The sequence below is a fragment of the Streptococcus bouchesdurhonensis genome (assembly GCF_948472335.1).
In genome coordinates this window covers 1-8,294 of the sequence record NZ_CAOKTW010000027.1, presented here as the reverse complement: position 1 = coordinate 8,294, position 8,294 = coordinate 1, and the positions used below count along the sequence as shown (strand labels likewise).

1 protein-coding gene and 1 pseudogene are annotated in these 8,294 nt (G+C 41.5%); one reads left to right on the top strand and one right to left on the bottom strand.

Annotated features, from left to right (window positions below; all coding sequences use genetic code 11):
- Nucleotides 1-198: 198 nt before the first annotated feature.
- The gene (locus QMQ21_RS18905; protein ID WP_138699624.1) at nt 199-1,197 is read left to right on the top strand and encodes a transposase; all 999 of its coding nucleotides are present in this window, start codon (nt 199-201) and stop codon (nt 1,195-1,197) included.
- 247 nt (nt 1,198-1,444) lie between these two features.
- Here the strand turns inward: QMQ21_RS18905 and bgaA are convergent.
- Nucleotides 1,445-8,146 (bottom strand): annotated as a pseudogene (gene bgaA, locus QMQ21_RS18900) (LPXTG-anchored adhesin/beta-galactosidase BgaA).
- Nucleotides 8,147-8,294: the final 148 nt, after the last annotated feature.

Genomic DNA, 8,294 nt, shown 5'->3' with positions numbered 1-8,294 from the left:
TTTTTTTCTAGGGATTTTTGCTTTCTCTACAAAATAGTATAGACAATAACACTATACAATTTTATACAAAGAAAAGAGTCTGAGACAATAGTCTCTTATCTCCAAAAAAAGCAACGGATTTGCCGTTGCTTTTTTGCATGGTTGCGATAGTCTTGGTAAAATAGAATTGCTTAATAAACCATTTAGAAAGGCTATCCCATGCATATTCACTATAACACAAATCAAACAACTTTACCACTAGAAATCAGTTCCTTCTTGCCACAAGACCATCTCGTCTTTACTATTGAAAAAGTGGTGAATACCTTGGAGGATTATCACTTCCACGCCTTCTATCATGCCTTTGGTCGCCCGTCTTATCACCCAAAAATGCTTGTATCTGCTCTTCTATTTGCCTATTCACAAGGGATTTTCTCTGGGCGAAAAATTGAAAAAATGATGATTGAAAATCTGGCTATGCAATACCTAACAGGGCAGTTGGTTGTCAGCTATCGCACCATCAATCGTTTTCGAGTCGCTGAAGGGATGGAAGACCTTATTCGTGATCTTTTCATCGACCTCAATCTTCGTTTAAAAATGGAAGAGTTAGTGACCTTAGATTGTCTGTTTATTGACGGAACTAAGATTGAAGCCAATGCCAACAAGTATAGTTTTGTGTGGAAGAAAACGACAGAGAAATTCTCCGCCAAACTTCAAGAACAGATACAGGTCTATTTTCAAGAAGAAATCACTCCCCTTCTGATTAAATATGCCATGTTTGACAAGGAACAGAAAAGAGGCTATAAACAGTCAGCTAGAAACTTAGCGAATTGGCACTATGATAACAAGGAGGATAGCTACACACATCCTGATGGCTGGTGCTATCGTTTTCACCATATCAAACATCAGAAAACACAGACAGACTTGCAACAGGAAATCAAGGTTTACTACGCCGACGAACCTGAATCAGCCCCTCAAAAGGGACTGTATATGAACGAAGGCTACCAAAACTTGAAAGTTAAAGAATGTCAGGCGCTTTTATCTCCCCAAGGTAGACAGATTTTCGCTCAACGCAAGATTGATGTGGAACCTGTCTTTGGGCAGATAAAGGCTTGTTTGGGTTACAAGAGATGTAATCTGAGAGGGATGCGTCAAGTGAGAATTGACATGGGATTGGTACTTATGGCCAATAACCTCCTAAAACATAGTGAAATGAAATAAGAACAGGACAAATCGATAAGGACAGTCAAATTGATTTCTAACAATGTTTTAGAAGTAGAAGTGTACTATTCTAGTTTCAATCTACTATACAATAAGAGAACGACTCAAAATTAAAAAGCTAGAGTTCCGCAATTGGAAATATCTAGCTTTTTTGTGGTTGAGAACTATTTTGTCTCAGGCTCTTTATCTTCTATTTAGGACAAGAGTTTTTCTTTGGTCTTTAATGATAAAGAAGGTATCAAAATTTCTAGTCTTCTTTTTTACCTTTAGTAACTACTAATCCTGCACTCAAACCTAGAAGAGCTAAACCTGCTGCTACTGCTGCTTGGCTTGCCGCACTACCTGTATTTGGTAACTGGGCTTTATTAGTTTGACTAGCTTCACTTGAATCAATTGGTTTTGTATCTGCTTTTTCTGACACTTGTGGTTTTTTAGCTTCTTGAGCTACTGGTTTGGTTCCAACCAAGATGATGCGGTCTGTCGGAGCTTCTACCACTTCACGGAGTTTTTCTTCCTTACTTCCATCAGGATTAATCGCTGTAAAGATACGTTCTTTACCAGTTTTTCCTTCTTGTTCTACACGAGTTTCACCTAGATACAGTGTTGAATCTTTTTTCTCAACTGTCTTGTATGCCAAATCTTTTTCAACAAATTCGAGTTTTGGAAGATCTTCTTGTACAGCAGCAACTGTCTTCTCAGAAACTGGTTTTTCCTTAGTCAACTGGATACGGTATTCCTTGACTTGTTTTCCACTTTCTGAAACGAGGCGAACAAGTACTGGAAGACTATCTTCTCCACTATCTACCACAGTCGAAGCTACTTGATTGTTTTCTTCAACTGAGACTTTTGGCCGTTGACCTTTATAGGTGATTTGGTAGTCTTGACGATCTTCAGCGAAATCAGCAAGTTCTTTTCCATCTACAAGAATCTTCGATTGAGTGCTTTCTTGAGGCAATTCGCTTGGTGCAAGGAAGGTCAGCTCAATCATCGCAACACCGCTCTTATCTGCTTTACGCTCCATACGCCATCTCATAGCTTTGGCTTTGATAGCTTTAAATGTTACGTTGATTTCATCACCAGCTGCAATGTCTTTATCCGCACGATAAGGCACAGCTTCCCAATTTTCTGGATTGTTAAATGGATGTCCAGATTCGTAGGCTTGGTAGTTTGAATAGTAGGTAGGCACTTCAAAGTCTGGGCCGACATAACGTTCCAAAACAAGTTTAGATGGTGCATCTGTACCACTATCTACAAAGAACTGAACTTTTCCTTGTGCAACAGTCCGTTCTACAATCTTACCATTTTCACGGAAGATTACGCCTGCTGATACTTCTGGATTGGTAGACGGTCTTGCAGACCAGTTTGTCCAACGACGATTTTCTGAATGATCTCCGTCATTGAGATAATCCACACGGTCATGGGAGTTTCTATCAATATCGTTAGTGGCTGAAGCAAAGGCCTGGTTACTGTCTTCATCATACTCTGGGTTATCTGAAAGAGCTTCGCCTAGTTTGTCTGTCACTCGTACAGTGAACTCAGCAACAAGATCACTACCAAGGACATGGCCTCGAACGGTAAATTGACCTGCTTTTGTCAGATTTTCTGCTTGAACTTCTTCCCATTCAACTGACAAGTCTTTTGTTTCGTAGCCGTCTTTACCTGTGAAGTAAACTGGAACCTTAGTCGGCAATTCAAGTGCTTGACCTACTTGTACCAAGCGAGCTTGTTTAACCGCAGCAACTGGTTTATAAGAAAGTAAGTTCTTATCCTTAGTGAAGTGCAGACGGTATTCTCCTAAGATGTCGCCATTTTCAGCTTTCGCGATGACACGAACTGGCTCACCTTCACGAACGCTTGGAACGACGGTAGCGAGACCATTGTTGCTAACACTTGCTGTGACTGCCGGAACTTTTCCATCTACAGACTCAAGGTAGTAGTCTGTCAAATCAGGGTTGAAGTTTGCTAAGTCTTTGCCGTCAACTTGGATTCTTGTTTGTCCTTGTTTGGCTGCCGCAACTTGTTTCGCAAAGATTTGTACCTCTGTGATAGACGTTCCACGCTTGTTATCTGCTTTAACCATGCGAATACGAATAGCATAGGTTTCAACTTTATCAAAGCTAAAGTGGTTCATTTCTCCAGCCTTGAGTTGAGCAGGGGCTTTTAGATTAGTAACTGGTTTCCAGTTGGCAGAATCATTAAAGACATGGTCCTCATTACCAACAAAACTAGGGTTTTTAGGAGCTGTTGGGACAGTCTTACCAACATAATACTCAATCACATAAGACTTCGGTGCACCAACTCCATGGTCTTCGTGGAATCCGACACTTAGATTATCAACGGAGCGTTTGCTCAAGATACCTGAATCTCCAAACAGAACACCGACTGAAGCTTCTGGATTACTACGATTCCAGTTTGTCCAACGATTGGCTGGTTGGTTATTGTAGGAAATGAGCTTGTCATTAACATTTGAAACTGGGTCGCTTGGATTTGAATCTGAAGCAAAGGCAAGTGGCAATTCTGAACCGGTCCATTGGTCAGAAATGTTTGCACCTTGCTCAGTTTGAGCAGATACGCGAACATGAAGTTTAGTTGTTAATCGCGTACCTTCTAAGCGACCATTAACTGTAAAGACACCTTCCTTAGCGTATTGCTCTGGACGAATCGCATCCCATGCAACCTTAGCTGATGAAACGTGACCATTTGAATCATATGTCCGAACGCTTTCTGGTAATTGTGGTGCTTCTGCGATTGGAGTTGTCACACTGACTTCTTCAACTGAAACGATACCTTCTACAGAGACTCTTGCACGCGCTTCAAGGTCAATTCCTTCAACTTTACCTAGTACTTCAAAGGTTTGATAGGAGTCTAGTTTTTCTTTCGGAATAGCTTGCCAAGTGACTTTGTGAGCTTTAGGGAAACCTTTGTCATACTCAACCGTTACTGTTGACGGAAGAGTAGGTTCTTGGTGTAAATCTGTCACTACATTTACTGGACGGATAGATTGCGCAATCTTCTTCTCAGTATTGGCCTGGATAGTGAGATCAACTTGGCCTTTAGCTCCCTCATATTCAGCGTTCAGAGTGACTGCTCCTGGCTTATGCAACTCAAGCATTCCTTTACGAATTGCGACTTCCCCTTCACCACTTGTAGAGAAGGTTACTTTATCAGCTGGTAATACAGCTTGCGTTCCATCTTGATAGTGAGCTCGAACCGACAATTTGACAGTTTGGTCTTCTTTGAGACTGTCAGCTTTTTCCACTTGCAAGCTCAAGTGAGCAATTTTTGGTGCTTCTTCTAGGAATTGAATTGCATAGGTTTGAAGAGGGCCACCATCTTTAGGCTAAACAAATATGCTCGCACGCATGCCGTTTGCTGCGCTTGCTTGAAGAACTGTCACATCAGCATTTTCAGCACTTGCTGTGACTTCTGGCAATTGGGCACCATAAGATAGAGTACGATATTGCATTGGTTGTCGACTAGTAAGACCTGTTACTGCTTCACCTCCAACAGTAACAGTTGGCACTACAGGTGCTGCAGCATTTCCTTCTTCTACCACAAGGGTTGCATGAATTGGTTGACCTTCTAAATAACCGGTCGCTTGAATACGAGAACCTGGAATTGCTAACTTAACTTTATCTTCTTCGGCAATCTCCCACTTGTCCACTTCATACTCTTGTACACTTCCATCGGTTACAAGTATTGACACATATTTATCTACAGTGTTCAAGTCTGCTCCTGGAGCAATACGTTTAACTGTTGGTAATTCTTTCGCAATTGCTAGAACCTCGACATGAGCCTCTACCTCACGTCCATTTGCTGTACCTTTAACAGTCACAACTCCTGCTTGACTAACATCGACTTGAGACCAAGTTACTGGAAGTTTTTCACGACTACCATCGCTGTATACAAAACCTACTGTTTTCGGCATTTTTGGTTCTTTACCAATTAATGTACGAACTCTTGCTACTTCTGTCCCCAAAACAGTCTTCTCTTGTCCTTCTTTCTTACCAGTAAAGACGGTAACTTGGTCCGATTTCAAGAGATCTGAGTGGGCAGTCAGAGTGAATTTACCTGCTTGTTCAGTTGATTTAACGATGGCAACCCCTTTACCGTTAAAGGCTCTACGGATCCATGAACCATCTGCTTGCGCCTTATAGCGTTCTCGGCTGGCTTGTTCCCCATTATCGACACCGACTAGTTGACCTTGTCCATGCAATTGGAAACGAACCAAATTATTGGCAGTTGGTACAACATTTCCTTCACTGTCTACGATTTCGTAGTAGATGTAAGTCAAGTCTTTTCCATCTGCGGCGATGGCGTGTTCTTCCTTGACGAGGCGAACTCCTGCTGGTTGCCCTGCAGTGGTAATCTTGTCACGTGCAATTTCTTTTCCAGCTTCATCGCGAGCTACAGCTTCCAAGGTACCTGGTTGGTAAGCAACCTTCCACTCAAGATAGAGTTCCTTAGCATTCGCACCTTCTTGGTAGGTACGACCATCGCTGGTTTGTTTTTTGTTGAAGGTCTTAAGACCAAGAGATTTTCCATTCAAGAACAATTCTACACTAGAAGCATTCGAATAAGCACGAACTGGAATCTTACCTTCTGAGTCAGCTACTTTGGATGCTAATTCTTTGTTTTCCCAGTTCCAGTGAGGAAGAAGGTGTACCATCGGTTTCTTCTTAACAGAAACCCATTGGCTTTGGTAGAGATAGAAGTCATGTTTTGGAATGCCGGCTGTATCTACGATACCAAAGTAAGAGCTCTTAACAGGAGTTTGATTTTGGTTGTGCCATGGTGTAGGTTCACCAATATAGTCCGTACCTGTCCAGATAAACTGTCCAGCATAGCCAGCGTTGTCACGGTCAAAAGTCCATGAAGCGGTTGCTGTTTTCCCCCAACCCACACGATCATTCCCATAGTCAGACTGTTCATAATGACGCTCAGGTCCATTGCTATGTTTCAATTCACGTTCAGGGCGATAGTAACTTCCACGTGTACGGGTAGCTGAAGATATTTCTGATCCATAAATCAACCATTTTGGATGCTTAGCTCTAAGGGCTTTGTAATTATCTTCAGAATAGTTAAATCCAACAGCATCGAGTTCATCAGCAATTTTCTCATGCCCTCCGCTACCATTACCGAAACGGAATTTATCTGCTCCCATGGTAACATAGCGAGTCTTATCAACATCCTTGATAACCTTGACCAAACGTTTAACAGTTGCTAAAGAGTGGGCATCACCATTAGCTTCACCTATTTCATTACCAATTGACCACATGAAGATAGCAGGGTTGTTTTTGCCTCTTTCGACCATGGTACGTAGGTCAAAATCAGACCATTTTTCACCTTTTCGAGCTTCTGGGTGAGTGGCATCTTTTTCAAAGAAACGTCCATAGTCATAAGGTTTCTTGCCACCATACCAAGTATCAAAGGCCTCTTCCTGAACGAGTAAACCTAGTTCTGCTGCGATTTGCAAGGTTTGCTCACTAGCAGGGTTGTGGGTTGTACGGATGGAGTTAACTCCCATCTCCTTCATTTGTTTGAGACGACGGTATTCTGCTTTATAGTTTTCTTCTGCTCCAAGCGCCCCATGGTCGTGGTGCAAGGATACTCCATGGAATTTAATACGTTCACCATTCAAAGAGAAACCTTCATTTGGAGTCCAGTGATAGTAACGGTAACCAAACAAATCCTTCTTAGCATCAACCAATTGACCGTCACGGTAAACACGCGTAATCAATTCGTACAAGGCAGGTTTGTCATTTAAAACGGTCCAGAGTTTTGGTCTTTCAACTTCTAAAATCGCATCTAGGCTTGTTGATTCATGTGCTTTTAAGGTACGACTCTCTGTACGTACTAGACCTGTCACAGCCTGACCACCACGTTCAACGATTTGATATTCTGCTACAAGTTCATGGTCTTTGTCGTCCGTATTGACGATTTTGCTGGTCACATGAGTTTCAACCTTGCCATGTTGTTGTTCTTCAAGTTTTGGTGTTAAAATAGTTGTCCCATTTTTCTCAACATGCACCTTATCTGTCACTTGTAAAGTCACATCACGATAGATACCACTTCCTGAATACCAACGGCTACTTGGCTGTTTGTTGACTGCATGGACAGCAATCACATTCTCACGACCATCTTTGTTCAAATAGTTAGTGATATCATATGAAAATTGGTTATAACCATTTGGATAATGCCCCACTAACTGACCATTGACATAAACTTGAGAATCCATGTAGACGCCATCAAAAGTAAGGCGAACATTTTTCTTGAGGTCTTTTTCATCTAGTTTGAAAGTCTTGCGATACCAAGCTTCCCCACCGTTAAGCTGTCCACCTTCATTTTGTGCAGGAGATTCATGATCGAAATCGTTAAAAATACTCCAGTCATACGGTAAATCCAATTTTTTCCACGTAGATACATCTGCATCCGATTTAATGACTTCCTTAGAATTTGCATTGAGTTTAAAGTGCCAATTTTGATTAAAATCCACTTTCCTGTCTTCAATCATTTGATTCACTTCTTCATTTGTTACAGCTTTAGCATCTTCCCTAAGCGGTTTTTCTTGACTTGAAGCTTGTGATTCTATCCTTGGAGCTTCTTCTTCCGGTTTAGCAGACACTTTTTCCTCTTTTGGAGTTACGGCTTCATCTTCTTTCTTCTCAGATGCAATAGCCTCAGTTGAACTAGATTCACTTTGTTCTGTCCTTTCAACTACATTTTTAGTTTCCAAAGCTTTATCAGCCTTTTCTTCTACTATCGTTTTTTCCTCTTTAGGTTTCTCAGCAGTATGAGTAATAAGTATTTCATCCGCATAAACTACAGATTCTCCAGCTATATTTCCTCCTAATAGAACTGCACAAGTCCCAATCATTACTGAGCAAGCTCCCACAGCAAACTTACGAATGCTATAAACTCTTTTCCGATTCCAATGGCCTTTCCCCATAAAACCCTCCTTATATTATATTTAGTGCAGTTAGCTACTGCCAAAGCCCAAGTGGTATACATTGTATGACAACCTAGTTTCAACAATTTACACTCTGTGAAAATCCAATTCAAACTTCGTCAGCGTCGCCTTGCCGTAGGTATGGTTA